Origin of the sequence: Escherichia sp. KTE52 (genome assembly GCF_000408325.1) — a bacterium.
Lineage (GTDB): Bacteria > Pseudomonadota > Gammaproteobacteria > Enterobacterales > Enterobacteriaceae > Escherichia > Escherichia marmotae.
This window is the reverse complement of record NZ_KE138680.1, coordinates 16,139-39,729: the sequence shown is the minus strand read 5'-3', so window position 1 is coordinate 39,729 and position 23,591 is coordinate 16,139. Positions and strand designations below refer to the sequence as shown.

Here is a 23,591-nt window from a genome sequence, read left to right as displayed (position 1 = left end):
CGAAGTCAGGCTTCGGGGCCAGGGACGTGTATTTATTATCATTGTTCCACTACGATTTGCGCATACCTAACAGTGCACCGATAAAAATCCCTACCGCCGCCGCTGTACCCACGCTACACCAGGGTCTTTCACGAACAAAAGAATCAGCGCAACCCACGGCATCACGTGCGGCTTGTTGGACGCGAGTACGACCATGCATCCGCGCTCTGGTTTCTTTCAGTAGCGCCTGTGCTTTACTGCGTGCAGCTTCGGCTTCCCCTTTGGCGTCGCTACCCCAGGACTTCAATACAGATTCGAGGCTATCAGCTAATTGATTGACATCATTCTGAATATCCTGCACGCCATCATCGACGTCGTTGCGGTTAGGTCGGTTAAACATATGATCCCCCTTTGAATTCGATGTAATTTTCAGTGTAGACCATAATTTTCTTTGCTGAGACTCATCGCGGCTTTATGGACTTTTCTGAAAGCGTTGTGAATGCTCAATCAGGTAAGGTAGGCCCGCGGTAGATAATCACGAGGATAAAATATGTATTTACGACCAGACGAGGTAGCTCGCGTACTTGAGAAAGTCGGTTTTACCGTCGATGTGGTAACCCAGAAAGCATACGGTTACCGCCGTGGGGAACATTATGTTTATGTTAATCGCGAAGCACGAATGGGACGTACCGCACTGGTAATTCATCCAACATTAAAAGAGCGTAGTTCGACGCTGGCAGAACCCGCTTCTGATATTAAAACCTGCGATCATTACCAGCAATTTCCGCTCTACTTTGCGGGCGAGCGACACGAGCATTACGGTATTCCGCATGGTTTTAGTTCGCGTGTTGCGCTTGAACGTTATTTGCATGGCTTGTTTGGCGAAACCAATTAAAGACGCGACTGGCATTGCCAGTCGCGAAAAGAAGAGTCAGGCTTTTACCTGCTGGTAACGGCTGACTTTAAATAGCCGGCGGCAGTAATCGAGGAAGTAGCCATAGACCGCCCCCATCAACATCGAAACAACGATGTTTGAACTGACCGCAGCCATAATCTGGTGCCAGTCTGCGCCCACTACCAGCAAGATCGCCATATACACCGGTGACTGAAACGTCACATAAGCCAGAATATCTGCCAGATTTTTTATCCATCCAGACTGGCTAACTTTGCGTGCCGCGCGCATAAACAGATCCCGGTACATGCCGTATGGCCATGCAATTAAGATGTTCACCGGAATTGCCACTAACCTGGAGTAAAGAGACTGCTCGAAGCTCATTCCGGAGAGGAAAACTTCAATACACATGTTCACGACAGAACAGTAAACAACCATCGCGAACGTGTCTGCAACTGCATGACGCAAGCGTGACTGCGGTGAGAACATGCCAATGCTCCTTAATAAAAGCGAAATCGGATATGAATGAAAATGAATGCAGTGCTCTGAGCTGCCTGTTTCATATTTGCATAGCGTATATCGCTGGATGCAAGTAATCAATTAGTGAAAAATTTTTATTTATTTTGTTTTCGTAGATAAAATATTCCGCGATGGCGTGTTTTTTGTACATTATGGATTTTTAAATGCTTATTCTAATAATATGATTTAAAATCATATTGTTATGTTGGTATTTTGACATGTTCGGCGGGGAAGACTAAGGGAGATAATGCTGCAAAGTGTAGGCAATCCGGCGTAAGTAGCGCTTTTACTCTATCTGGAATTTTTAGCGACTTAAAGCGACTAATGCCAGCATAAAATTTTAGGTGTTGAATTGTTGTTTTATTCGTTCTTTCTGTATATTTATGCGGAGGTTGTTGATTTGCCATTAGTGTCGATGAGACAGAGAGCACCTGACTATTTGCTAATGGCTGGAATGACTAAGCTAAATGGCTAATATATAATCTGAAATAATTATTAATCTATCTGGAAATAACGCTTGAAATAATATCACTGGCGATTGTAAATAGATTAAATTTTGTGGAAATATAATAAACGATCGCTTACACTACGCGGCGAAATACTTTTTTGTTTTGGCGTTAAAAGGTTTTCTTTATTATGTCTGTAATGTTACAAAGTTTAAATAACATCCGCACCCTTCGTGCGATGGCTCGCGAATTCTCCATTGACGTTCTTGAAGAAATGCTCGAAAAATTCAGGGTTGTCACTAAAGAAAGACGTGAAGAAGAAGAACAGCAGCAGCGTGAACTGGCTGAGCGCCAGGAGAAAATTAGCACCTGGCTGGAGCTGATGAAGGCTGACGGAATTAATCCGGAAGAGTTATTTGGTAATAATACTGCTGCACCGCGTGCAGGTAAAAAACGCCAGCCGCGTCCGGCGAAATACCAATTCACCGATTTTAATGGTGAAACCAAAACCTGGACCGGTCAGGGTCGTACACCGAAGCCGATCGCTCAGGCTCTGGCAGAAGGTAAATCTCTCGACGATTTCCTGATCTAATCACTGTTGCCGGATGTCGCCACGATGGCGCGTCCGGCGTCATTACTCAAGCTCGCTGATTCCACGGCATCTTATCTAACAGCCTTGCCATCCCACAAAAACCGCTGATTCCTGCAAACATTAATCCAACACCGACAAATCCACTTAATAAGAAGAAGCTGCTATTAACGGCATAACCCAGTACGACGCCGATTAATATTAAACCACCAGCAGCGATCTGCACCTGACGCATTAATGGCAAAGGCTGGGATTTATTTTCAGCTACTGGAAATCCTGCTTTTTTCCAGCCATCAATTCCGCCTTCCAGTAAAAAAATATCTGCGGGGGAGGCAATCGCTTCTAATTTTTGCGCATTATTACTGGTTCGTTTTCCCGCCTGACAGTGGAATATAATTTGCTCGCTACGTAATTTTGCCGGGAGACCAGACTGTTCCAGCACAGATATCGGTGCCAGAGAGGCTTCTGGAATATGTTCACGAAGATATTCGTCGGCATCGCGAATATCGATTAACTTTGCACCGTGCGCGATTAATTCTTGTGCGTCATGCGGCGAAATTGTTGTCAAAGCCATGGTCACTCCTTACGGACAATAGACATTTTTCAGGGTGGCGATAATGGCATTTACCGCCTCATTTTTTATCGAATAAAGAACGCGCTGCGCATCCCGTTGGCTGTCGATAAGCCCTTCGTCACGCATACGAGCGAGATGCTGTGACGTTGCAGAGGCGCTAAGTCCGGTAATGCGAGCCAGTTCACCGGCGCTGGTGCCGGGTGAACCACAAAGCATGCATAGAATCAGCAGCCGTTTGGGGTGACTCATCGCTTTCAGCAAGGCCGCGGCCTGTTCGGCGCTGGCCTGTAGTTGGGCTAGTTCAGTCATAGTTATTTAAGTATTTGCTAAATTAAGTAAACTCTAAACTAAAAATGCAACGTATACCAGCGTAAGCAGCGTAAATGAGGGTAAAAGCGTAGGCTGAAACGGCCAGGCTCCGCTAAAATCACTACGCTTAAGAGGTGAAATCTCTTTTTAAACAATGATTAATTTTCTTATAGGGAGTAAATATGGGTTTCTGGAGAATCGTCATCACCATCATTTTGCCACCGCTCGGCGTGCTGTTAGGTAAAGGATTTGGTTGGGCGTTCATCATTAATATCCTGCTGACGTTGCTTGGTTATATTCCTGGTTTAATTCACGCTTTTTGGGTGCAAACCCGCGATTAATCCTCTGCTCACCCACGCGGCGTAAACGCGCCGCGTTCCTCTGCTACACTTTCTGAGTGTTTCCATTAACGAATGAGGTAGCTATGGGTCTGTTCAATTTTGTGAAAGAGGCAGGAGAAAAGCTCTGGGATACCGTCACCGGTCAGCATGATAAAGACGATCAGGCGAAGAAGGTGCAAGAGCATCTGAACAAAACCGGTATTCCCGATGCCGATAAAGTGAATATTCAGATTGTCGATGGTAAAGCGACAGTCACAGGTGACGGCTTAAGTCAGGAAGCGAAGGAAAAAATCCTTGTTGCAGTGGGGAATATTTCCGGTATTGCCAGCGTGGACGATCAGGTAAAAACGGCGACGCCAGCAACTGCCAGCCAGTTTTATACCGTTAAGTCTGGCGACACCCTGAGTGCCATTTCCAAACAGGTTTACGGCAACGCCAATCTCTACAATAAAATCTTCGAAGCGAATAAACCGATGCTAAAAAGCCCGGATAAAATTTATCCAGGGCAGGTTTTGCGTATTCCTGAAGAGTGATCGTTATCCCGCCATCGCCTGCTGGATAATCGGAATCGGCGTCAGCAAATGTTGACGCATTAACTCACTGGCGCGCGCAGTATCTCGCGCCAGCACAGCGTCGGTTAAAATTTGATGCTGATCGCGTTTATCTTCCAGCATTTCTACTGAAAGCACTGTTTGCCGCAGCCAGATGAATCTGTAGCGTGCCGCCAGATCAAACAAACGCTCGCGCATTTGCAGTAAATAGTGGGAACCGCAGCCAGCCACAATCGCAGTATGAAATGCCTGATGGCGCTGGTCCCACTCATCAAGCATTTGCTCGCTGGCGTCAGAGGCTTCCAGTTTACCAAGCAAATGTGCTTTCGCGAGAATGTCAGCTTCCCATTCATCACTGCCACGGGCAATCGCCAGACTCACCAGCATCGCTTCCATATTGGCGCGGGCATCGAAAATATCGAGCAGTTCCTGCTCTGACATAGACGCCACCCGATATCCTTTTTGATTCACCACCGTGACCAGTCGTTCCGCTACCAGTTGCGAAAGGGCTTCCCGCAACGGCCCGACGCCGAGTGAATAGCGCGACGTCAGCAAACTCATTCGCAGTTTTTCATCCGGCTGAAAATGGCCGCGAATAATATCGTTCTTCAGCCAGCGATAGCCATCCAGAGACGTAATGGTCATGGTGTGACTCCAGCTCAACGTTAATGCGTATTATGCGCGGGTAATTTTTGCCACATTATTAGCTTTTTCCAGCGCGCCATAATTGGCACGGTACAGATAATCCCTATTGCTAATAAGCCGGTGGAAATGACCTCGAGTTGCTGTGCCGGACGGAATAACATCACCACCAATACAAAGGTAATAAAGCTAATCACCAGCCAGGTAAGCCACGGATAAAGCCACATGCGCAGGCGAATTTCGCCGCCTTCTGCCAGCAGAATTTTACGCATCCGCAATTGTGAAACGGCGATGACTAAATAAACCAGCAGGGCGATGGCGCCGGAGCTGTCGATCAGGAATTTAAACACTTTCGCAGGCGCGTAATAGTTCACCACCACCGTTAAAAACGCCGCACCGGTCGAGAGTAATACAGCCACGTAAGGTGTTTTACTGCGGTTGATTTTGCCCATTACTGCAGGTGCATCACCGCGACGGCTCAGTGAGTAAAGCATTCGCGAGGCGGTATACAGCGCTGAGTTCAGGCAACTGGTCACTGATAGCAAAATAACGCAATCCATAATGAATTTTGCGTGCGGAATATTCAGCAGCTCCAGCACGGAACGGTAGGAACCCACGGTTTTCAGTCCTGGCATATTCCACGGGATGAGAGCCACGACGACAAAAATAGAACACAAATAGAAAATAGAGATACGCCAGATAACCGAGTTGGTGGCGCGAACAATATGTTTATCCGGCGTGTCGGATTCTGCTGCCGCGATGGTGACAATTTCCGCGCCCATAAACGAGAACATGGTGATAAGCATCGCGCTTAATACCGCACCAAAACCATTCGGCATAAAGCCGCCGCTATCCCATAATCTTGAGATACCACTCACTTCGGCATAAGGATAAAAACCGCTAATCGCCACTGCACCAAGGAAAATAAACGCCAGGATAGCAATCACTTTGCATATCGCTAACCAGAACTCAAATTCGCCGTAGTTTTTGACGCTTAATAAATTACTTCCGGTTAAGGCGAGGGTAATAACGAGGGAAAATAACCAGATGGGAATACCGGGAACCCATGAATGCAGGATCATGGCGGCAATGTTGGCTTCCAGCGGGATAACCAGTACCCAAAACCACCAGTACAGCCAGCCGATGGTATAGCCCGCCCAGCGGCCAATGGCTTTATCGGCATAGGTGGAAAAGGAGCCGGTGTCGGGCGTAGCAACCGCCATTTCCGCCAGCATTCGCATAATCATAACCACCAGTAATCCGGCGAACAGATAGGCCAGCAATACCGCCGGACCCGCTTCGGCTATAGCGACGCTGGAACCGACAAACAGACTTGCGCCGATAACACCGGCAATAGACAACATGGTGACGTGGCGTGATTTCAGCCCGCCGCCTAACTCATGTGGTTGCGATGATTGCCCCATCCTGAATCCTCTCGAAAGTGTGTCACTTGGGAGAGCGCCCCGACATTTCCCGCGTCGGGTCACGCGTTTAATTGTTATTAACTCTTTTTGCCGGAGAGCGGCTCCGCCTTATCCGGCCGACATAGATTTATTCCTGTTTACGTACAGATTGTCGGATGCGGCGTAAACGCCTTATCCGACCTGGATTTCCGTAGGCCGGACAAGACGCGAAGCGTCGCCTCCGGCATGGTGCGGTGCTACTGCTTCGCCTCAGCAAAACACTGGCTGATGATTTCCAGACCCTGACGGATCTGAGCATCTTCAATGGTGAGGGGGACAAGGATGCGCAGTACGTTGTAATAAGGGCCGCAGGAGAGAAGAATCAGACCTTTATCGCGGGCGCGCGCTACGATCTCGGCGGTGAGTTTCGCATCCGGTTTGTCGTGATCGCCATTTTCAAACAACTCGATCGCAATCATCGCCCCCAACCCGCGCACATCGCTGATCTCAGGGTGTTTTTCGGCTATTGCCAACAACCCGTCTTTCAGTTTCTGCCCCAGATCGTTGGCTTTTTGCAGCAGATTTTCCTGCTCGAACACCTTCAATACTTCCATCGCCGCCACGCAGGCAATCGGGTTACCCGCATAAGTGCCGCCCAGACCACCTGGTGCGACGGCGTCCATCACTTCGGCACGTCCGGTGACGCCCGCCAGCGGGAAGCCGCCCGCGATCGATTTCGCAAAGGTGGTGAGATCCGGTGCAACGCCCATTTGCTCCATCGCAAACAGCGTACCGGTACGTCCCGCGCCGCTCTGGACTTCATCGGCAATCAGCATGATCCCATGCTCGTCACACAGCGCGCGTAAACGTTGCATAAAGGCTGGCGTCGCGGCGTAGAAACCGCCTTCGCCCTGAACCGGCTCAATCACGATGGCGGCGATATCTTCCGGCGCAGCGTCATTTTTGAAGATTCGGTGGATACTGGCGATAGCGTCATCTTCACTGATGCCATGCAGTGGGCAAGGGTAAAGCGCGCGATAAACATGGCCCGGCATCAGCCCCATACCCGCAGAGTACGGATTCACCTTGCCGGTCAGCGCCAGCGTGTAGTGCGTGCGCCCGTGATACGCACCGCTAAAGGCGATGGTGCCGCTGCGTTTGGTGGCGGCGCGGGCGATTTTTACCGCGTTTTCCACCGCTTCCGAACCCGTGGTGACCAACAGCGTTTTTTTGGCGAAATCGCCCGGCACCTTCTGATTCATAATCTCGCACAACTCCAGATACGGCTCGTAAGCCAGCACCTGGAAGCAGGTATGCGACAGTTTTTTCAACTGCGCTTCCACCGCCGCAACCACTTTTGGATGCAGGTGCCCGGTGTTGAGCACTGCAATCCCGCCCGCGAAATCAAGATACTCACGGCCTTCAACGTCCCACACCCGGCAGTTTTCCGCCCGGTCAGCGAAAATCGGGTGAATTTGCCCGACGCCACGGGGGATCGCCTGACTGCGGCGCTGCATTAACTCTTTATTGCTGCTCATTCGCGTTCTCCAGTTAAAGACCGATGCACATGTATTTGATTTCTAAGTAATCTTCGATGCCATACTTCGAACCTTCACGACCCAGACCCGAGGCTTTAATGCCGCCGAACGGGGCCACTTCATTGGAAATAATGCCGGTATTGATGCCGACGATGCCGTACTCCAGCGCCTCGCCCACGCGGAAGACGCGGCTTAAATCACGAGCGTAGAAGTAGGCGGCAAGGCCAAACTCGGTGTCATTGGCCTGCGCAATCACATCGGCTTCGTCTTTAAAGCGGAATAGCGGGGCGAGGGGGCCGAACGTCTCTTCTTTCGACACTTTGGCGTTGGCCGGAACGTCCACCAGTATGGTCGGCTGGAAGAAGTTGCCGCCGCGTTCGTGCGCTTTACCGCCGCAAACCACGCGCGCGCCTTTCTCCAGCGCATCGGCAATATGCTCTTCCACTTTTGCTACCGCTTTTTCATCGATCAGCGGTCCGATGGTGACGCCTTTTTCCAGTCCATCACCGATTTGCAGTTTGCTCACCGCCTGCTGCAATTTTTCGGCAAAGCGGTCATACACGCCGTCCTGCACGTATAAACGGTTGGCGCAGACGCAGGTTTGCCCGGCGTTGCGGAATTTCGAGGCCAGCGCGCCTTCCACGGCTTTATCGAGATCGGCATCGTCAAAGACGATAAACGGCGCGTTGCCGCCGAGCTCCAGTGACACTTTTTTGATATCTTTCGCGCACTGTTCCATTAACTGGCGGCCAATTTCGGTCGAGCCGGTAAACGACAGCTTGCGCACCAGCGGGTTGCTGGTCAGTTCGTTACCGACCGCGCCCGCCGAACCGGTGACCACGTTAAACACGCCAGCCGGAATACCCGCGCGGATCGCCAGCTCTGCCAGCGCTAGCGCAGAGAACGGCGTCTGACTGGCGGGCTTCAGCACCATCGTGCAGCCTGCCGCCAGTGCCGGACCGGCTTTGCGGGTAATCATCGCCGCCGGGAAGTTCCACGGCGTGATGGCCGCAGTAACGCCAATCGGCTGCTTGATCACAATCAGGCGCTTATCGGCCTGATGACCGGGAATAGTGTCGCCATAAATACGTTTGCCTTCTTCGGCAAACCACTCAATAAAGGAGGCGGCGTAGCTGATTTCGCCTTTCGCTTCAGCCAGCGGTTTGCCCTGTTCGAGGGTCATCAGGCGCGCTAAATCGTCCTGATGCTCCATCATCAAATTGAACCAGTTGCGCAGAATGGTGGCACGTTCTTTGGCGGTGAGCGCACGCCAGGCGGGCAGGGCGCGGTTGGCGGCGTCGATAGCGGCACGGGTTTCATCAGCACCCATTTTCGGCACGCTACCCAGCTTGTCGCCGTTCGCCGGATTGGTGACATCGATGACCTCGCCATTGTTGGCGTCCAGCCATTCCCCGTTAATCAACGCCTGCTGGCGGAATAAGTTACTGTCGTTAAGTTTCATCGCTACATCCTGTTTTCAAAGGTTATTGATTAAATGCGGCGTGTAAGGCATCCACACTACGTGCCGCTCGCAGCGTGCGTCCGGGGTTACTCTGGCTTGCCAGCAGCGTTTGTACCTTGCTGACAATATGCGCACCAATAGGAATTGCTGATGTCGCTGCCGGGGAGGGCGCATTGCAGGTGTGGATCGTGCGCGGGGTGGTGACAAACAGAAAATCGTCAATCAGCTTGCCGTCCGGCGATACCGCCTGCGCCCGCACACCGGCGGGCCAGGGCTGGAGATCGCTTAACGAAAGCCGGGGACAATACTTTTGCACCAGCCGCAAATAGCCGCTTTTGCACAGCGAGTTTTTCATCTCGCCCAGTCCTGAGCGTAGGTGGTTTTGTAGCACCCGGCGAATCCCCGAAGAGCCCAAAATCTCCAGCGTGTCGCTAAATGAGAAGTCGCGCTTGCGATAGCCTTCGCGTTTGAAAGCCAGCACCGCGTTTGGCCCGACGGTCACGCTGCCGTCGATCATCCGGGTGAGATGAACGCCCAAAAATGGCATCGCCGGGTCGGGGATGGGGTAAATCAGATGGTTAACAATCTGGTTATGCTCCGGCGCAAGGCGGAAATACTCGCCACGGAACGGGCAGATGATAAAGCCCGGTTCGAGGCCGAGCATTTTCACCAGCCGGTCAGCCATTAGTCCGGAACAGCTAATCAGAGTCGATGCTTCATATTCGTCGCCCTGACGGGTACGTATCACCACGCCGTTTTTATGCTCACTGAGCGCGCTGACTTCGGCGTTATAGATAATCTCACCGCCTCTGGCCTGGAAGATTTTTGCCATCGCCGCCGTCACTTCGCGATAGCTGACAATGCCGCTGGACGGCACAAAAATACCGCCAAGCCCGGTGATATTCGGTTCGCGCTCGCGCAGTTCGTCGGCGTTTAACCATTCGCGCTCGATCCCGTTCGCCGCCGTGCGTTTCCACAACGCGCGCATCCGTTCCATTTCGAGAGCGGACGTGGCGACCAGCATCTTGCCGCAGTTGTCGTAGCGAATGCCGTTTTGATCGCAAAAGGCTTTGGTGGCGCGGTTTCCCGCCAGGCAAAATTTCGCCTTCAGGCTGCCGGGCGTGTAATAGACCCCGGCATGGATCACACCGCTGTTGTGGCCCGTCTGGTGACAGGCCGGGCCGGACTCTTTTTCCAGCAACGCAATGCGGGCGTCCGGATAGACATCAATCAGTTGCATGGCGGTCGACATGCCGATGATGCCGCCGCCAATAATCACAAAATCATACATCCGCTCAATTCCTTTGCGCTTACTGATGCGTCTGGTAGTGGTTAGTGGCGTAAGCGAAATAGCCACGCTGGCGCATCAGTTCGCGACGCAGATCCGGATGCGCGGTAAAGCGGTCGCGACCGTGCAGCCAGAACAGGTTGTTAATCAACAGGAATTTGCCAACGGGAACGGGGACAGACAGAATGCCTTTGCTGGTTTCAATGGCGTCGGAAAGCTCGCTCAACCATACGCCTTCTTCGAAGTCTTTCGGCTGGACGAACTGGTCGATATAGCGCATCACCGGGCGCCCCTGCTGATCGACGTCGAACACCGGATGGAAGACATCTTTGCTGACGTTTTTACTTGGCGGTGCGGCAAAACGCATCGGACGGCGCGCCAGCGGGTGGCTGAAAAAGTGGTCCAGATGTTCCCAGTCATCGAGATGCAGCAGCAGCGAATTTCCGCCCTGCATGTTTTGTTCGTCGATTTTCATCATCAGCACGTAATCAGTGATCTCTTCGACATAGGTGCCGTCGTTATGCAACTCCATCACGCGGTGCGGCTGGCGCAGATAGCTGTCTGAGTTATCGACATTTTTCACCACAAAACGCGCATAATACTGACCGCTCATCGCATCGAAATTTGAGCGACCAATCAGATGCGCCACCGCCGTCGCCAGCTTCACCATCTCATCCGCCTGCTTCACATCATCGACACCTACCGCATTGATCAACAGCGCACCTTCAGCGCGGTTTAGCAACGTCTTCAACAGCAGCGGCTGTAGTTGGTTTGCACACAGATCGTCGAGAATTTTGCCCACCCGAAAACGCAGAAACGATTTGTACTCCAGCGCCTGCACGGGCCACTCGGCAACCTGTTCGAGAAACTGTTTGGTCGTCTGTTCGGTGAAGGTGAGTTCCAGCAGACGCGGGGATTGCGCCGACGGTATGAGGGTGAATCCGCTATAGTCCTGGCCTGAATCGACAGTATTGGTTTGTACGGCGGTCAGTGCATTCATCAGAAGCAATCCTCTATGAGATGTAGGGTGACATGGCGATGCTCACTTCGTAGCCATAATCTAAAAATATCTACATTTCTGAAAAATGCGCACAAAAGAGACATATTGTTTTCTTATTGTGATCAAAAACAATATTTTATTAACATATGGTGAGGTGAGTTATAGATGCTTTTTTAGAGAAATAATTATTTAAAATAATAAGTTAGTGATGGTTATAGGAGGTGAGTATTGGGTGTGATTTCAAACTTCAAAACAAACGTGTCCTGCGATTTAATACACGATTGAGTTAATTTGAAATAACCTGTTGTAAACAGGTGAGTTTTAGTTCTTCACCTGTTTGGCAGGGGGGAGAATAATGCGTAGTCTCCATACATTATGTAAGTATCCCGCATAATCGTGCCATTCACATTTAGAGCCCCTTTTGCATTTCAGAAGAGCAACGTCCTCCTTGATTAAGGATAGCGTTGCATCGACCCGTTGAACTCAGAGCTCATAATAGACATTCATTTTTTATGGCTGAAAGGCATTCGTGGCTGGTTGATATATGGAAGCTGTGAACGAAAAGAATGGTGCTTGTTGAGGGGATAGATGAAGCACAGCCAAATTAAGCAGATGAAAAAATAAAAAAGCCCGCATAAGCGGACTTCTATGTCACTAAAGAGCCGCGGCTCCTTTGCGTATCCTTTTTTGTCTCCTCACCGTCTGGTCGGTGTCCTGCTGAGACTTCTAACTTCCTGTTTTTGTTGGTGTTGTTCTTACACCGTCTAATCATGATTGGTGGAGCTGGCGGGAGTTGAACCCGCGTCCGAAATTCCTACATCCTCGGTACTACATGCTTAGTCAGTCTTTACATTCGCTTGCCAGCTGCGGACAGACACGCCACTAACAAACTAGCCTGATTAAGTTTTAACGCTTCAACCCCAGGCAGGGCTTCCACGCGATCTCTTTTGGGTTTGACCTCTCTTGATCCCCGTCCTAAGAGCGGAGGCTAGGGAGAGAGGGCTCTAAGCAGGTTATTAAGCTGCTAAAGCGTAGTTTTCGTCGTTTGCGACTATTTTTTGCGGCTTTTTACGAGGCCAACCGCCCCTCGGCATGCACCTTGGGTTTCGCAAATCCCGTCGAATCCAGAATCAGCCCCAATGTGTAACGGCGAGTATACCAGATTTGTGAGCGCCATGACCAGCCCCAATGGCGACATCGTCAAGGATTTAGCGCCTGCGTAGCATGATTTTTATTCGATTAAGCATGGGGATGACTACATCTGTGTTAAATATGATTATCAACAAGATGTTCATTCGCGCCACCGGAGAGGGGAGGCGCGGTGAGGGGCTGATCAGTATATGTTATGTAGGTTTAACGGTGAGCGTTTTTCATGATACGTGCTTTATCCACCTGCCATTCACGTTCTTTGATGTCAGAACGTTTATCGTGTTGTTTCTTACCTTTCGCGACACCAATTTTTACTTTGCACCAGGCATTTTTCCAGTACAGGGAGAGCGCCACTACGGTATAGCCTTCACGATTTACGCGACCGTACAATGAGTCCAGTTCGCGCTGGTTGAGAAGTAGCTTGCGAGTACGAGTAGGATCGCACACCACATGCGTGGAAGCCACAGCCATCGGCGTGATATTTGCGCCAAACAGGAATGCTTCTCCGTCGCGCAGAAGAACATAGCTGTCGCTAATATTGGCTTTTCCTGCGCGCAGGGATTTAACTTCCCAGCCTTGCAGGGCGAGTCCCGCTTCAAACTCTTCTTCAATAAAGTATTCGTGACGGGCGCGCTTGTTGAGCGCTATGGTTGCTGAACCAGGTTTATGTGCTTTTTTCTTCGTCATAAGCGTCGTGAATCATCGGTAATCTGAAATCGAAAACACCCCATATTAATCCTGCGGGGGACAAGGCTCTATCTTAGCATGAACCCGATGTTACCCAGTGCCGGGATAGCGTTTTTTTTACAGCAGGATAAATGATATTATTTGTTGGTTTTTTGTTGATGGAATTTGTTATGCCTCAAATTAGCCGGACCGCACTCGTACCCTACAGCGCGGAGCAAATGTATCAGTTAGTGAATGACGTTCAGTCTTATCCTCAGTTTTTGCCGGGTTGTACCGGAAGTCGGATTCTGGAGTCCACTCCTGGGCAGATGACCGCTGCGGTAGATGTCTCTAAGGCTGGGATCAGCAAAACGTTTACTACCCGGAATCAGTTGACCAGTAACCAAAGTATCCTCATGAATCTGGTTGATGGGCCGTTCAAGAAGTTGATCGGCGGTTGGAAGTTTACGCCGCTGAGCCAGGAGGCGTGCCGTATCGAGTTTCATCTCGATTTTGAGTTTACTAATAAGCTGATTGAACTCGCCTTTGGTCGCGTGTTTAAAGAGCTGGCGACTAATATGGTGCAGGCTTTCACTGTGCGAGCAAAAGAGGTTTATAGTGCCAGGTAAAATTGCCGTTGAGGTAGCTTACGCGTTACCAGAGAAGCAGTACCTGCAACGTGTGATGTTGCAGGAGGGAGCGACGGTTGAAGAGGCGATTCGCGCCAGCGGTTTGCTGGAATTGCGTACAGATATCGATTTAACTAAAAATAAAGTCGGCATTTACAGTCGTCCGGCAAAACTGAGTGATATCGTGCGCGATGGCGATCGTGTAGAGATTTATCGACCATTGATTGCCGATCCGAAAGAGCTTCGCAGGCAGCGGGCAGAGAAGTCAGCGAATAAATAGCAGGCAGAAAAAAGGTGCTCAGCGAGCACCTTTTTGATCGCTATAAACAGCAAATTTTATTCGTTGCCACTCAGTGCGGGTTTGTTATCAATATTGGTCAACACACCGCTGCTGTTAAAGGTCAGCGTCAGCGTTTGCTGCGTTACACCTTCATGACCTGGTTGTTGGCGGAAGACATAGAACCAGGTATTCGTACCAAATGGATCGGACATCAGCGGTGTACCCAATGCGTACGCAACTTGTTGTTGCGTCATGCCAACGCGTATTTTGGATACGTCGTTAGCGGTCAGATAGTTCCCCTGGTTGATGTCAGGACGGTAAACCACCCGCTCCAGAGTGGAACAGCCTGCGGTCAACATCAATAGTACTGCTGCGGCAGCAGTCAGCGTTTTACAGCGCATAGTGATTTGATTCCTTTTCGGGCCCGAGCAGTACGTGGCTCATCTGTAATATGCCGATGATAATAGACCTTTCGTCACTTTAAAACCTTTTGCTGTCGGGTCTTACGGCGTTTTGCTGTCTACTCTGACCGTGAAGCAGTAAAAAAGTTTACGCCGCAAGCAGTTCTTTCGCGTTCGCCAGGGTGTTGCGGGTAACTTCGCTACCACCAAGTAAGCGCGCCAACTCCTGTAACCGCGCCTTTTTATCCAGTGATTGCATATGTGTTTCTGTCATCGCGCCATCTGTTTCTTTGCTGACAAAATAGTGTTGATGACCGCATCCTGCGACTTGTGGCAGGTGGGTAACACACATTACCTGGGTTGATTCGCCAAGCTGACGTAGCAGTTTGCCGACGACTGCTGCAGTCGGGCCGCTGATCCCCACATCCACTTCATCGAAAATGAGCGCTGGCGTTTCCATTTTACGCGCTGTAATAACCTGAATCGCCAGGGCGATACGCGACAATTCACCACCGGATGCGACTTTGGCGATAGGCTGCATTGGCTGACCAGGGTTGGTGGTAACCCGAAACTCAATGCGGTCGGCACCGTCAGCGCTCAGGTGATGCTCATCAAATTTCACATCAATCGTAAATTGCCCATGCGGCATGGAGAGTGCGTGCATACTGTCGGTGATCAGGTGCGCAAGTTCTGCTGCATAGTGCTGGCGTTGTTGGTGTAACGCGCGTGCCGTTTCCAGCGCCTGCTGATGGTGTTTAGTTACGGCCAGCGCGAGAGTTTCTTGCGAGTCGGCCTGATCGTCGAGTTGCTGTTGTTCTTCCAGCAGTGATTGATAATATTGTGGCAATGCTTCCGGGCTGACGTGGTGTTTACGTGCCAGTGAAATCTGTTTTGAGATACGTTGTTCAAGTTCGAACAACCGGTTAGGGTCGAGATCCAGACGATCGCAGTAGTGGCGTAATTCGTCACTGGCTTCAGCTATCTGGATTGTGGCCTCTTCCAGCATATCAAGTACACCGGACAGTTTGCTGTCCATACCAATCAGTTCGCTAACCAATTGTTTTGCTGTATAAAGCTGACTTTGCAGGTTTGCATCTTCGCCGTCGGCCATTAATGCTAGTGCATTCTGGCTTGTAGTCAGCAATTGACCGCTGTTAGCCAGACGCTTGTACTCTTCGTCGATTTGTTCAAACTCACCGGGCTGCGGATTAAATTCGTTCAGTTCTTTTAACTGATATTGCAGCAGTTCCGCGCGAGCGGCGCGTTCCTGACTTAACTGTTGATGATGCGCCAGGTCGCGGCAGCTTTGATGCCACAACTGATAACGAGCGGTCATTTCCTGGAGCAGAGAAGTTTCATTGGCGTAGCCATCAAGCAGGAATTTTTGGTGCTCGGCTTTGGTGAGTAACTGATGAGCATGCTGACCGTGGATCTGGATGAGCAACTGACCCAGTTCGCGCAGTTGTGACAGAGGAACGGCCGTGCCGTTGATGAAACCACGGGAGCGGCCATCGCTACTGATCACGCGACGAAGCAGGCATTCGCGGCCATCTTCCAGTTGGTTTTCTTCCAGCCAGCGCAGAGCCGCTGGCGTATCTTTAAGAGAAAAACGAGCGCACAGGTCTGCGCGAGCAGCGCCGGTACGCACCATGTCGGCTTCAGCGCGACCACCGAGACAAAGGCCGAGCGCATCTATTGCAATAGATTTGCCTGCGCCGGTCTCACCGGTTATTACGGTCATACCGCTGTGAAAATCAATCTCAAGCTCACGAACAATAGCAAAGTTGCTGATGGTCAGTTGTGCCAACATAGTCGTTTTCCTGTATGAAAAACCATTACTGTTATTGTGTACAGTATAAACTGGTTTTATATACAGTAAAGAGGCTGGTGTAAAATTAAAATAATTTTTTTGACCAGCCGAGCTTAGTGCTTAATGTATTGAAATAGCTGTAATCTTTTGGATGAATCAGATTCAGATGGTAATCACAACGACGAATCAGGACATCTTCACCTTCCTGAATCGGTAGCGCGATCTGGCTGTCGCAGCTAATTTCCAGATCGCTACGGCGGTGCGAAAAGCGCAGGCGAATTGTGCTGCTGCTGTTAATGACCAGCGGGCGCGCCGAGAGTGTATGCGGGAACATTGGCACCAGGGTAATTGCATCCAGTGATGGTGTCAGAATCGGGCCGCCCGCCGAGAGGGAATAGGCGGTAGAACCTGTAGGCGTAGAAATAATCAGTCCATCGGAGCGCTGAGAAAACGCAAAGATCTCGTCGATATACACTTCGAACTCAATCATATGCGCTACTTTACCTGGGTGAAGCACTACTTCGTTAATCGCTGTGCTGATGCGCTTCTGGCAATCTTGCTGGCAGACTTGTGCTTCCAGCAAAAAACGTTTTTCGCTGATGTAGTGGCCCTCCAGCACATCGGCTAACTGTTGTTGGGCGTTATCGGGGTCAAGGTCAGTCAGGAAACCCAGGTTGCCACGGTTGATGCCAATGACTTTAATGTCGTAGCGGGCGAGCGTGCGCGCCGCGCCCAGCATATTACCGTCGCCACCAACAACTACCGCGAGATCAGCCAGTTGTCCAATCTCCGCGAGTGTGCCAGTTTTCACATTCTTCAGTTGCAGTTCATGAGCGATTTGCTGCTCAACGATGACCTCGTAACCTTTTGTGCACAACCAGCGGTAGAGCATTTCATGTGTTGTCAGTGCAGTAGGGTGCCGTGGGTGTCCCACAATGCCAATACACTTGAAATGATTATTCATTTTTCCGAGGTCCTTGTTGTGAAGATTGATGACAATGTGAGTGCTTCCCTTGAAACCCTGAAACTGATCCCCATAATAAGCCAAGTTAGCGAGATGAATGCGAAAAAAACGCGGAGAAATTCATGAGTAGTAAAGAACAGAAAACGCCTGAGGGGCAAGCCCCGGAAGAAATTATCATGGATCAGCACGAAGAGATTGAGGCAGTTGAGCCAGAAGCTTCTGCTGAGCAGGTGGATCCGCGCGATGAAAAAATTGCGAATCTCGAAGCTCAGCTGGCTGAAGCCCAGACCCGTGAACGGGACGGTATTTTGCGCGTAAAAGCGGAAATGGAAAACCTGCGTCGTCGTACTGAACTGGATATCGAAAAAGCGCATAAATTTGCGCTGGAGAAATTCATCAACGAATTGCTGCCGGTGATTGATAGTCTGGATCGTGCGCTGGAAGTGGCTGATAAAGCTAACCCGGATATGTCTGCGATGGTTGAAGGTATTGAGCTGACGCTGAAGTCGATGCTGGATGTAGTACGTAAATTTGGCGTTGATGTCATTGCCGAAACGAACGTACCGCTGGATCCAAACGTGCATCAGGCCATCGCAATGGTGGAATCTGATGACGTTGCGCCGGGTAACGTACTGGGCATCATGCAGAAGGGTTATACGCTGAACGGTCGTACGATTCGTGCGGCGATGGTTACTGTCGCGAAAGCGAAAGCTTAAGCTTAATTTCTGCCTTCGTAATGAGTTACGGCCCTGCATATGAATGCCGGGCCGTTTTCGTTACTCCGCCACGCTTTCACGTAGCGGTTTTACAGGAAAAACTTTTACCTGCTTAATCATATTGTCCTGAACGTCGAGGATATCTATATCGTACTCGCCAATACGCACGCGGGTGCCTGCGACAGGGATCTCTTCCAGCGCCTCCAGAATAACGCCATTAACCGTGCGGGCATCATCTTCCGGTAGATGCCAGTTAAAGGCTTTGTTAATTTCTCGCACGTTGGCGGTGCCATCGATAATCACCGAACCGTCGTTTTGCGGTGTGACCTCTTCGGCAAGCGTTGGTGACATCGACGTGGTGAAATCACCGACAATCTCTTCAAGAATATCTTCAACTGTGACCAGCCCCTGAATATCTCCGTATTCGTTGACGACCAGACCAACTTTCTTTTTATTGCGTTGAAATTTAACTAATTGTGTACTGAGCGGCGTGCCTTCCGGAACAAAATAAATTTCGTCCGCAGCGCGCAGCATGGTTTCTTTAGTGAACTCTTTTTTCTCCGACATCAGCCGCCAGGCTTCACGTACTCGCAGCATACTAATGGCGTCGTCCAGAGAGTCGCGGTACAGCACGATGCGCCCGTGAGGAGAGTGGGAGAGTTGACGGAGAATCGATTTCCAGTCGTCGTTGATATCGATGCCGATGATTTCACTGCGCGGCACCATGATGTCATCAACGGTCATTTTTTCCAGATCGAGCACCGATAGCAGCATATCCTGATTGCGGCGGGAAATTTGTGAGCGTGATTCGTGCACAATGGTGCGCAACTCCTCTTTGCTTAAAGAGCCGCTGACTACGATATCGGTTTTGATACCCATCATACGCATCAGCATACGGGTGATGGCGTTCAGTAGCCAGACCAGTGGCATCATCAAAATTTGCAGCGGAGCCAGCAGAAAACTACTCGGATAGGCGACTTTTTCCGGGTACAGCGCGGCAATGGTTTTCGGCAATACTTCGGCAAAAACCAGCACCACGAAGGTCAGCACGCCGGTCGCAATCGCCACGCCTGCATCACCGTACAAGCGCATTCCGACAATGGTGCCCAGTGCGGAAGCGAGAATATTGACCAGGTTATTGCCGATTAACACCAGGCTTATCAGGCGGTCAGGTTTGCGCAGTAATTTTTCGACCCGTTTAGCCGAGCGATTACCCTGCTTCGCCATATGTCGCAGGCGATAGCGGTTGAGTGTCATCATTCCGGTTTCGGAGCCGGAAAAATAGGCTGAAATGACCACCATGATGATCAAAATTATGATCAACGTGGTAGTAGAGATATGTTCCAGGGGAAGCTCCTTTTCTGGTTTAGCTGATTAACTGCTGGACAATTCGGCTGCCAAAATAGGCCAGTGTCAGAATGACTGCGCCGGCGACGTTAAACCAGACAACGCGGCGTCCACGCCATCCTTCATGATAATGCCCCCACAGCAGCACAATATAGACAAACCACGCCACAATAGAGAGCACGGCCTTGTCGATATTTTCCATGCTAAATAAGTTGTGCATGTAGAACAGGCCTGTACAGAGAGTGAGCGTCAATAGCACCACACCAATTTGCGTGATGTGGAACATTTTACGTTCAATACTCATCAGTGGAGGCATTTCCTGATTAAACGCCAACTTCTTGTTCTTCAGTTGGTAATCAATCCATGCCAGTTGCAGCGCGTACAGGGCAGCGATAATCAGCGTGGCGTAGGAAAAGAGCGATAAGCCAATGTGCATCAGCATCCCGGGTGTTGCTTCCAGGTGGGTGATGTATTCATTGGGCATGAAGGTCGCCAGCGCCAGGTTGATGAGCGCAAAGGCGTAAACAATCGGCAGCAGCAGCCAGCCACGGTTACGTGAGGCCACAATGGTCATCACCGTACAGATCATCAGGCTGACCAACGAACCGACATTCAACAGGCTAAGGTTTTGTCCGCTATCACCGCCGGGCAGTATGCGGGCTTCAAGAGCAATAGCGTGGCAAACCAGCGCGATGACCGCAGAAATAATAGCCATTCGCCGCCAGCCGCCGTTTTTTTGCAGCAGACCGGGAATAATCAGTGCGAGACTGACAGAGTAGGCGACGAGCGCGAGCAGAGCAAAAACGGGCATAGTAATGTCGACAGTTTGAGCAATGAGAAAGAAAAGCAGTATAGCGTCAGGTGAACGCGGCTCCAACCGTTGCATAACAACAAAGACGCCTTCATGTTATACTGCGGCAAAATACTGATGATGTGTCGCGATTGCGGCCAACCGTTTCCACCCCAGGCGAGAGACAATGTTTGATAATTTAACCGATCGTTTGTCGCGCACGCTGCGCAATATCAGTGGCCGTGGACGCCTTACTGAAGACAACGTTAAAGATACGCTGCGCGAAGTGCGCATGGCGCTGCTGGAGGCGGACGTCGCTCTGCCGGTAGTGCGTGAGTTTATCAATCGCGTAAAAGAGAAAGCGGTTGGTCATGAAGTTAACAAGAGCCTGACGCCGGGGCAGGAGTTCGTCAAAATCGTCCGTAACGAACTGGTTGCGGCGATGGGCGAAGAGAACCAGACCCTGAACCTGGCTGCGCAACCGCCTGCGGTGGTGCTGATGGCGGGTCTGCAAGGTGCCGGTAAAACAACCAGCGTTGGTAAACTCGGTAAGTTCCTGCGCGAGAAGCACAAAAAGAAAGTGCTGGTGGTTTCTGCCGACGTTTATCGTCCGGCGGCAATCAAACAGCTTGAGACGCTGGCCGAACAGGTAGGCGTCGATTTCTTCCCTTCAGATGTTGGTCAGAAGCCGGTCGATATCGTTAATGCGGCGCTGAAAGAAGCCAAACTGAAATTCTACGACGTGTTGCTGGTGGATACTGCCGGTCGTTTGCACGTTGATGAAGCGATGATGGACGAGATCAAACAAGTCCACGCTTCGATTAACCCGGTTGAAACCTTGTTTGTGGTTGACGCCATGACCGGTCAGGATGCCGCCAATACGGCAAAAGCGTTCAATGAAGCGTTACCGCTTACCGGCGTAGTGTTGACCAAAGTAGACGGCGATGCCCGCGGCGGTGCGGCGCTCTCGATTCGTCACATCACTGGCAAACCGATCAAATTCCTCGGTGTTGGTGAGAAAACAGAGGCGCTGGAACCGTTCCATCCGGACCGCATCGCTTCCCGTATTCTCGGTATGGGCGATGTTCTGTCGCTGATCGAAGATATCGAAAGCAAAGTTGACCGCGCGCAGGCTGAGAAATTAGCCAGCAAGCTGAAAAAAGGCGACGGCTTCGATCTCAACGATTTCCTTGAACAGTTGCGCCAGATGAAAAACATGGGCGGCATGGCCAGCCTGATGGGCAAACTGCCGGGTATGGGGCAGATCCCGGAGAACGTGAAGTCGCAGATGGACGATAAAGTGCTGGTGCGTATGGAAGCCATCATCAACTCGATGACGCTGAAAGAGCGCGCTAAGCCAGAAATCATCAAAGGTTCGCGTAAACGTCGTATCGCTGCCGGTTGCGGTATGCAGGTACAGGATGTTAACCGTCTTCTGAAGCAGTTCGACGACATGCAGCGCATGATGAAGAAGATGAAGAAGGGCGGAATGGCGAAGATGATGAGAAGCATGAAAGGGATGATGCCGCCGGGATTTCCTGGTCGCTAAATGACCTTATGCGACAGAGTTATTAACTGTTGATTGCATTTTCTCCAGAAATCAGTAAAATTTTCGGGCTTTTAATATGACACCGGACTCCGTTCCTCGATGGGGTCCGGTTGTTTTATTCACACAAGAGGATGTTATGGTAACTATTCGTTTAGCACGTCACGGCGCTAAAAAGCGTCCGTTCTACCAGGTTGTTGTCGCTGACAGCCGTAATGCACGCAACGGTCGCTTCATTGAGCGCGTTGGTTTCTTCAACCCAATCGCTAGCGAAAAAGAAGAAGGCGCCCGCCTGGATCTGGATCGCATTGCTCACTGGGTTGGCCAGGGCGCAACTATTTCTGATCGCGTTGCTGCGCTGATCAAAGAAGTAAACAAAGCAGCTTAATCTGTCACGGTGGTCATGATGAGCAAACAACTCACCGCGCAAGCACCTGTTGATCCCATCGTTTTGGGAAAAATGGGTTCGTCTTACGGTATTCGTGGGTGGCTCAGAGTGTTTTCTTCCACCGAAGACGCCGAAAGCATTTTTGACTATCAGCCCTGGTTTATCCAGAAGGCGGGTCAGTGGCAGCAAGTCCAGTTGGAAAGCTGGAAGCACCACAATCAGGACATGATCATCAAGCTGAAAGGCGTTGACGATCGTGATGCGGCGAACCTGCTGACGAATTGTGAAATTGTCGTAGATTCTTCGCAGTTGCCTCAGCTTGAAGAGGGTGACTACTACTGGAAAGACCTGATGGGCTGCCAGGTAGTGACCACTGAAGGCTACGATCTCGGTAAAGTCGTCGACATGATGGAAACCGGATCTAATGACGTTCTCGTCATTAAGGCAAACCTGAAAGATGCGTTTGGTATCAAGGAACGTCTCGTACCGTTCCTCGATGGGCAGGTTATCAAGAAAGTCGATCTCACTACTCGTTCAATCGAAGTAGATTGGGATCCTGGTTTTTAAACCACCGGATAAACGGTAAAAGACGGCGCTATGTGGATTGGCATAATTAGCCTGTTTCCTGAAATGTTCCGCGCAATTACCGATTACGGGGTAACTGGCCGGGCAGTTAAAAATGGCCTGCTGAGCATCCAGAGCTGGAGTCCTCGTGACTTCACGCATGACCGGCACCGTACCGTGGACGATCGTCCTTACGGCGGCGGACCGGGGATGTTAATGATGGTGCAACCTTTACGGGATGCCATTCATGCAGCAAAAAGCGCGGCGGGTGAAGGCGCTAAGGTGATCTATCTGTCACCGCAGGGGCGCAAGCTTGATCAAGCAGGCGTCAGCGAACTGGCAACGAATCAAAAATTGATTCTGGTGTGCGGTCGCTACGAAGGTATAGATGAGCGCGTGATCCAAACCGAAATTGACGAAGAATGGTCAATCGGGGATTACGTTCTGAGTGGTGGTGAGTTACCAGCAATGACGTTGATTGACTCTGTCTCCCGGTTTATTCCGGGGGTACTGGGACATGAAGCCTCAGCAACGGAAGATTCCTTTGCTGAAGGATTGCTGGATTGCCCGCACTATACGCGGCCTGAGGTGTTAGAAGGGATGGAAGTTCCGTCAGTGTTACTGTCGGGCAACCATGCCGAGATACGTCGCTGGCGTTTGAAACAGTCGCTGGGCCGTACCTGGCTTAGAAGACCTGAACTTCTGGAAAACCTGGCTCTGACTGAAGAGCAAGCAAGGTTGCTGGCGGAGTTCAAAACCGAACACGCGCAACAGCAACATAAACATGATGGGATGGCGTAAGCCCCCG

General features: G+C 50.7%; 27 protein-coding genes and 1 other RNA gene. 11 read left to right on the top strand and 17 right to left on the bottom strand.

The window, feature by feature from the left end; all coding sequences use genetic code 11:
• Positions 1-49: 49 nt before the first annotated feature.
• Entirely contained in the window at positions 50-379 is a 330-nt protein-coding gene (locus A1SC_RS11330) for an ElaB/YgaM/YqjD family protein (protein WP_000483312.1), read from the bottom strand.
• A gap of 150 nt (positions 380-529) precedes the next feature.
• Between A1SC_RS11330 and A1SC_RS11335 the strand changes: the two genes are divergently transcribed.
• Entirely contained in the window at positions 530-874 is a 345-nt protein-coding gene (locus tag A1SC_RS11335; RefSeq protein WP_000281311.1) for a DUF2002 family protein, read from the top strand.
• Between the two features lie 36 nt (positions 875-910).
• On the opposite strand, the gene alaE is transcribed toward A1SC_RS11335, so the two are convergent.
• Positions 911-1,360: an L-alanine exporter AlaE gene (gene alaE, locus A1SC_RS11340; RefSeq protein WP_000492662.1), complete on the bottom strand. Its 450-nt coding sequence runs from the start codon at positions 1,358-1,360 to the stop codon at positions 911-913.
• Between the two features lie 666 nt (positions 1,361-2,026).
• On the opposite strand from alaE, the gene stpA reads away from it, so the two are divergent.
• On the top strand, positions 2,027-2,428 hold the full coding sequence (gene stpA / locus A1SC_RS11345) for a DNA-binding protein StpA (protein WP_000115376.1): 402 nt from the start codon (positions 2,027-2,029) through the stop codon (positions 2,426-2,428).
• A 46-nt stretch (positions 2,429-2,474) separates the two neighbouring features.
• On the opposite strand, the gene A1SC_RS11350 is transcribed toward stpA, so the two are convergent.
• Together A1SC_RS11350 and A1SC_RS11355 are read right to left on the bottom strand one after the other, a co-directional pair.
• Positions 2,475-2,999, bottom strand: a complete 525-nt coding sequence (locus tag A1SC_RS11350; RefSeq protein ID WP_001229434.1) for a rhodanese family protein — start codon at positions 2,997-2,999, stop codon at positions 2,475-2,477.
• A 9-nt stretch (positions 3,000-3,008) separates the two neighbouring features.
• Positions 3,009-3,308, bottom strand: a complete 300-nt coding sequence (locus A1SC_RS11355) for an ArsR/SmtB family transcription factor (RefSeq protein ID WP_016262450.1) — start codon at positions 3,306-3,308, stop codon at positions 3,009-3,011.
• Positions 3,309-3,490: 182 nt separating this feature from the next.
• Here A1SC_RS11355 and A1SC_RS11360 point away from each other — a divergent pair, with 182 nt between their 5' ends.
• Positions 3,491-3,649, top strand: a complete 159-nt coding sequence (locus A1SC_RS11360; protein ID WP_000508177.1) for a YqaE/Pmp3 family membrane protein — start codon at positions 3,491-3,493, stop codon at positions 3,647-3,649.
• Between the two features lie 83 nt (positions 3,650-3,732).
• Positions 3,733-4,182: a potassium binding protein Kbp gene (gene kbp / locus A1SC_RS11365; protein WP_000522431.1), complete on the top strand. Its 450-nt coding sequence runs from the start codon at positions 3,733-3,735 to the stop codon at positions 4,180-4,182.
• Between the two features lie 3 nt (positions 4,183-4,185).
• Here kbp and csiR read toward each other — a convergent pair whose 3' ends face one another.
• The 8 genes from csiR to smpB all read right to left on the bottom strand — a co-directional run bounded on the left by csiR (position 4,186) and on the right by smpB (position 13,369).
• Entirely contained in the window at positions 4,186-4,845 is a 660-nt protein-coding gene (gene csiR, locus A1SC_RS11370) for a DNA-binding transcriptional regulator CsiR (RefSeq protein ID WP_001516917.1), read from the bottom strand.
• A gap of 20 nt (positions 4,846-4,865) precedes the next feature.
• Positions 4,866-6,266 carry a GABA permease gene (gabP, locus tag A1SC_RS11375; RefSeq protein WP_000531675.1) on the bottom strand — a complete coding sequence of 467 codons (1,401 nt, stop codon included), beginning with the start codon at positions 6,264-6,266 and terminating at the stop codon, positions 4,866-4,868.
• Positions 6,267-6,502: 236 nt separating this feature from the next.
• On the bottom strand, positions 6,503-7,783 hold the full coding sequence (gene gabT / locus A1SC_RS11380; protein ID WP_016262449.1) for a 4-aminobutyrate--2-oxoglutarate transaminase: 1,281 nt from the start codon (positions 7,781-7,783) through the stop codon (positions 6,503-6,505).
• 13 nt (positions 7,784-7,796) lie between these two features.
• Complete coding sequence (gabD, locus tag A1SC_RS11385; RefSeq protein ID WP_001516915.1) at positions 7,797-9,245, bottom strand: NADP-dependent succinate-semialdehyde dehydrogenase; 1,449 nt, start codon at positions 9,243-9,245, stop codon at positions 7,797-7,799.
• 22 nt (positions 9,246-9,267) lie between these two features.
• Complete coding sequence (gene lhgO / locus A1SC_RS11390) at positions 9,268-10,536, bottom strand: L-2-hydroxyglutarate oxidase (protein WP_016249102.1); 1,269 nt, start codon at positions 10,534-10,536, stop codon at positions 9,268-9,270.
• 19 nt (positions 10,537-10,555) lie between these two features.
• Positions 10,556-11,533, bottom strand: coding sequence for a glutarate dioxygenase GlaH (gene glaH / locus A1SC_RS11395; protein ID WP_010377831.1), 978 nt, complete (start codon positions 11,531-11,533; stop codon positions 10,556-10,558).
• A gap of 775 nt (positions 11,534-12,308) precedes the next feature.
• Positions 12,309-12,671, bottom strand: a transfer-messenger RNA (tmRNA) gene (gene ssrA, locus A1SC_RS22905).
• 215 nt (positions 12,672-12,886) lie between these two features.
• Positions 12,887-13,369 (bottom strand): SsrA-binding protein SmpB, encoded by a 483-nt coding sequence (gene smpB / locus A1SC_RS11400; protein ID WP_000162574.1) that lies wholly within the window; start codon positions 13,367-13,369, stop codon positions 12,887-12,889.
• A 170-nt stretch (positions 13,370-13,539) separates the two neighbouring features.
• Between smpB and ratA the strand changes: the two genes are divergently transcribed.
• On the top strand, positions 13,540-13,977 hold the full coding sequence (gene ratA / locus A1SC_RS11405; protein ID WP_010376629.1) for a type II toxin-antitoxin system toxin RatA: 438 nt from the start codon (positions 13,540-13,542) through the stop codon (positions 13,975-13,977).
• Positions 13,967-14,257, top strand: coding sequence for an RnfH family protein (locus tag A1SC_RS11410; protein WP_001117829.1), 291 nt, complete (start codon positions 13,967-13,969; stop codon positions 14,255-14,257). The genes ratA and A1SC_RS11410 overlap by 11 nt, the downstream gene beginning before the upstream one ends.
• 56 nt (positions 14,258-14,313) lie before the next feature.
• Here A1SC_RS11410 and bamE read toward each other — a convergent pair whose 3' ends face one another.
• The 3 genes from bamE to nadK all read right to left on the bottom strand — a co-directional run bounded on the left by bamE (position 14,314) and on the right by nadK (position 17,432).
• A complete protein-coding gene (bamE, locus tag A1SC_RS11415; protein ID WP_001203438.1) occupies positions 14,314-14,658 on the bottom strand; it encodes an outer membrane protein assembly factor BamE in 345 nt (114 codons plus the stop codon).
• A gap of 148 nt (positions 14,659-14,806) precedes the next feature.
• Positions 14,807-16,468, bottom strand: coding sequence for a DNA repair protein RecN (gene recN, locus A1SC_RS11420; RefSeq protein WP_001516912.1), 1,662 nt, complete (start codon positions 16,466-16,468; stop codon positions 14,807-14,809).
• An 85-nt stretch (positions 16,469-16,553) separates the two neighbouring features.
• Entirely contained in the window at positions 16,554-17,432 is an 879-nt protein-coding gene (nadK, locus tag A1SC_RS11425) for an NAD(+) kinase (RefSeq protein ID WP_001059172.1), read from the bottom strand.
• 122 nt (positions 17,433-17,554) lie between these two features.
• Between nadK and grpE the strand changes: the two genes are divergently transcribed.
• Positions 17,555-18,148, top strand: a complete 594-nt coding sequence (gene grpE, locus A1SC_RS11430) for a nucleotide exchange factor GrpE (RefSeq protein ID WP_001366580.1) — start codon at positions 17,555-17,557, stop codon at positions 18,146-18,148.
• A 60-nt stretch (positions 18,149-18,208) separates the two neighbouring features.
• Here the strand turns inward: grpE and A1SC_RS11435 are convergent, their stop codons facing one another.
• Together A1SC_RS11435 and A1SC_RS11440 are read right to left on the bottom strand one after the other, a co-directional pair.
• Positions 18,209-19,495, bottom strand: a complete 1,287-nt coding sequence (locus A1SC_RS11435; RefSeq protein ID WP_010723175.1) for an HlyC/CorC family transporter — start codon at positions 19,493-19,495, stop codon at positions 18,209-18,211.
• A gap of 19 nt (positions 19,496-19,514) precedes the next feature.
• Positions 19,515-20,306, bottom strand: a complete 792-nt coding sequence (locus A1SC_RS11440) for a cytochrome C assembly family protein (RefSeq protein WP_010376639.1) — start codon at positions 20,304-20,306, stop codon at positions 19,515-19,517.
• A 166-nt stretch (positions 20,307-20,472) separates the two neighbouring features.
• Here A1SC_RS11440 and ffh point away from each other — a divergent pair, with 166 nt between their 5' ends.
• From ffh to trmD, 4 genes are all read left to right on the top strand, one after another.
• Complete coding sequence (ffh, locus tag A1SC_RS11445) at positions 20,473-21,834, top strand: signal recognition particle protein (protein ID WP_000460036.1); 1,362 nt, start codon at positions 20,473-20,475, stop codon at positions 21,832-21,834.
• Positions 21,835-21,970: 136 nt separating this feature from the next.
• Positions 21,971-22,219 (top strand): 30S ribosomal protein S16, encoded by a 249-nt coding sequence (gene rpsP / locus A1SC_RS11450; RefSeq protein ID WP_001371138.1) that lies wholly within the window; start codon positions 21,971-21,973, stop codon positions 22,217-22,219.
• 18 nt (positions 22,220-22,237) lie between these two features.
• Entirely contained in the window at positions 22,238-22,786 is a 549-nt protein-coding gene (rimM, locus tag A1SC_RS11455; RefSeq protein WP_000043335.1) for a ribosome maturation factor RimM, read from the top strand.
• 30 nt (positions 22,787-22,816) lie between these two features.
• Positions 22,817-23,584 (top strand): tRNA (guanosine(37)-N1)-methyltransferase TrmD, encoded by a 768-nt coding sequence (gene trmD / locus A1SC_RS11460; RefSeq protein ID WP_000264785.1) that lies wholly within the window; start codon positions 22,817-22,819, stop codon positions 23,582-23,584.
• Positions 23,585-23,591: the final 7 nt, after the last annotated feature.

What these genes read in the sequence shown, in the direction of transcription:
- csiR (WP_001516917.1), bottom strand. Translation starts at nt 4,845, where the DNA reads ATGACCATTACGTCTCTGGATGGCTATCGCTGGCTGAAGAACGATATT.
- A1SC_RS11440 (WP_010376639.1), bottom strand. Translation starts at nt 20,306, where the DNA reads ATGCCCGTTTTTGCTCTGCTCGCGCTCGTCGCCTACTCTGTCAGTCTC.
- A1SC_RS11355 (WP_016262450.1), bottom strand. Translation starts at nt 3,308, where the DNA reads ATGACTGAACTAGCCCAACTACAGGCCAGCGCCGAACAGGCCGCGGCC.
- lhgO (WP_016249102.1), bottom strand. Translation starts at nt 10,536, where the DNA reads ATGTATGATTTTGTGATTATTGGCGGCGGCATCATCGGCATGTCGACC.
- gabT (WP_016262449.1), bottom strand. Translation starts at nt 7,783, where the DNA reads ATGAGCAGCAATAAAGAGTTAATGCAGCGCCGCAGTCAGGCGATCCCC.
- recN (WP_001516912.1), bottom strand. Translation starts at nt 16,468, where the DNA reads ATGTTGGCACAACTGACCATCAGCAACTTTGCTATTGTTCGTGAGCTT.
- kbp (WP_000522431.1), top strand. Translation starts at nt 3,733, where the DNA reads ATGGGTCTGTTCAATTTTGTGAAAGAGGCAGGAGAAAAGCTCTGGGAT.
- A1SC_RS11330 (WP_000483312.1), bottom strand. Translation starts at nt 379, where the DNA reads ATGTTTAACCGACCTAACCGCAACGACGTCGATGATGGCGTGCAGGAT.
- gabD (WP_001516915.1), bottom strand. Translation starts at nt 9,245, where the DNA reads ATGAAACTTAACGACAGTAACTTATTCCGCCAGCAGGCGTTGATTAAC.
- A1SC_RS11360 (WP_000508177.1), top strand. Translation starts at nt 3,491, where the DNA reads ATGGGTTTCTGGAGAATCGTCATCACCATCATTTTGCCACCGCTCGGC.
- gabP (WP_000531675.1), bottom strand. Translation starts at nt 6,266, where the DNA reads ATGGGGCAATCATCGCAACCACATGAGTTAGGCGGCGGGCTGAAATCA.
- bamE (WP_001203438.1), bottom strand. Translation starts at nt 14,658, where the DNA reads ATGCGCTGTAAAACGCTGACTGCTGCCGCAGCAGTACTATTGATGTTG.
- smpB (WP_000162574.1), bottom strand. Translation starts at nt 13,369, where the DNA reads ATGACGAAGAAAAAAGCACATAAACCTGGTTCAGCAACCATAGCGCTC.
- stpA (WP_000115376.1), top strand. Translation starts at nt 2,027, where the DNA reads ATGTCTGTAATGTTACAAAGTTTAAATAACATCCGCACCCTTCGTGCG.
- alaE (WP_000492662.1), bottom strand. Translation starts at nt 1,360, where the DNA reads ATGTTCTCACCGCAGTCACGCTTGCGTCATGCAGTTGCAGACACGTTC.
- A1SC_RS11335 (WP_000281311.1), top strand. Translation starts at nt 530, where the DNA reads ATGTATTTACGACCAGACGAGGTAGCTCGCGTACTTGAGAAAGTCGGT.
- grpE (WP_001366580.1), top strand. Translation starts at nt 17,555, where the DNA reads ATGAGTAGTAAAGAACAGAAAACGCCTGAGGGGCAAGCCCCGGAAGAA.
- A1SC_RS11350 (WP_001229434.1), bottom strand. Translation starts at nt 2,999, where the DNA reads ATGGCTTTGACAACAATTTCGCCGCATGACGCACAAGAATTAATCGCG.
- ratA (WP_010376629.1), top strand. Translation starts at nt 13,540, where the DNA reads ATGCCTCAAATTAGCCGGACCGCACTCGTACCCTACAGCGCGGAGCAA.
- rpsP (WP_001371138.1), top strand. Translation starts at nt 21,971, where the DNA reads ATGGTAACTATTCGTTTAGCACGTCACGGCGCTAAAAAGCGTCCGTTC.
- trmD (WP_000264785.1), top strand. Translation starts at nt 22,817, where the DNA reads ATGTGGATTGGCATAATTAGCCTGTTTCCTGAAATGTTCCGCGCAATT.
- nadK (WP_001059172.1), bottom strand. Translation starts at nt 17,432, where the DNA reads ATGAATAATCATTTCAAGTGTATTGGCATTGTGGGACACCCACGGCAC.
- rimM (WP_000043335.1), top strand. Translation starts at nt 22,238, where the DNA reads ATGAGCAAACAACTCACCGCGCAAGCACCTGTTGATCCCATCGTTTTG.
- glaH (WP_010377831.1), bottom strand. Translation starts at nt 11,533, where the DNA reads ATGAATGCACTGACCGCCGTACAAACCAATACTGTCGATTCAGGCCAG.
- ffh (WP_000460036.1), top strand. Translation starts at nt 20,473, where the DNA reads ATGTTTGATAATTTAACCGATCGTTTGTCGCGCACGCTGCGCAATATC.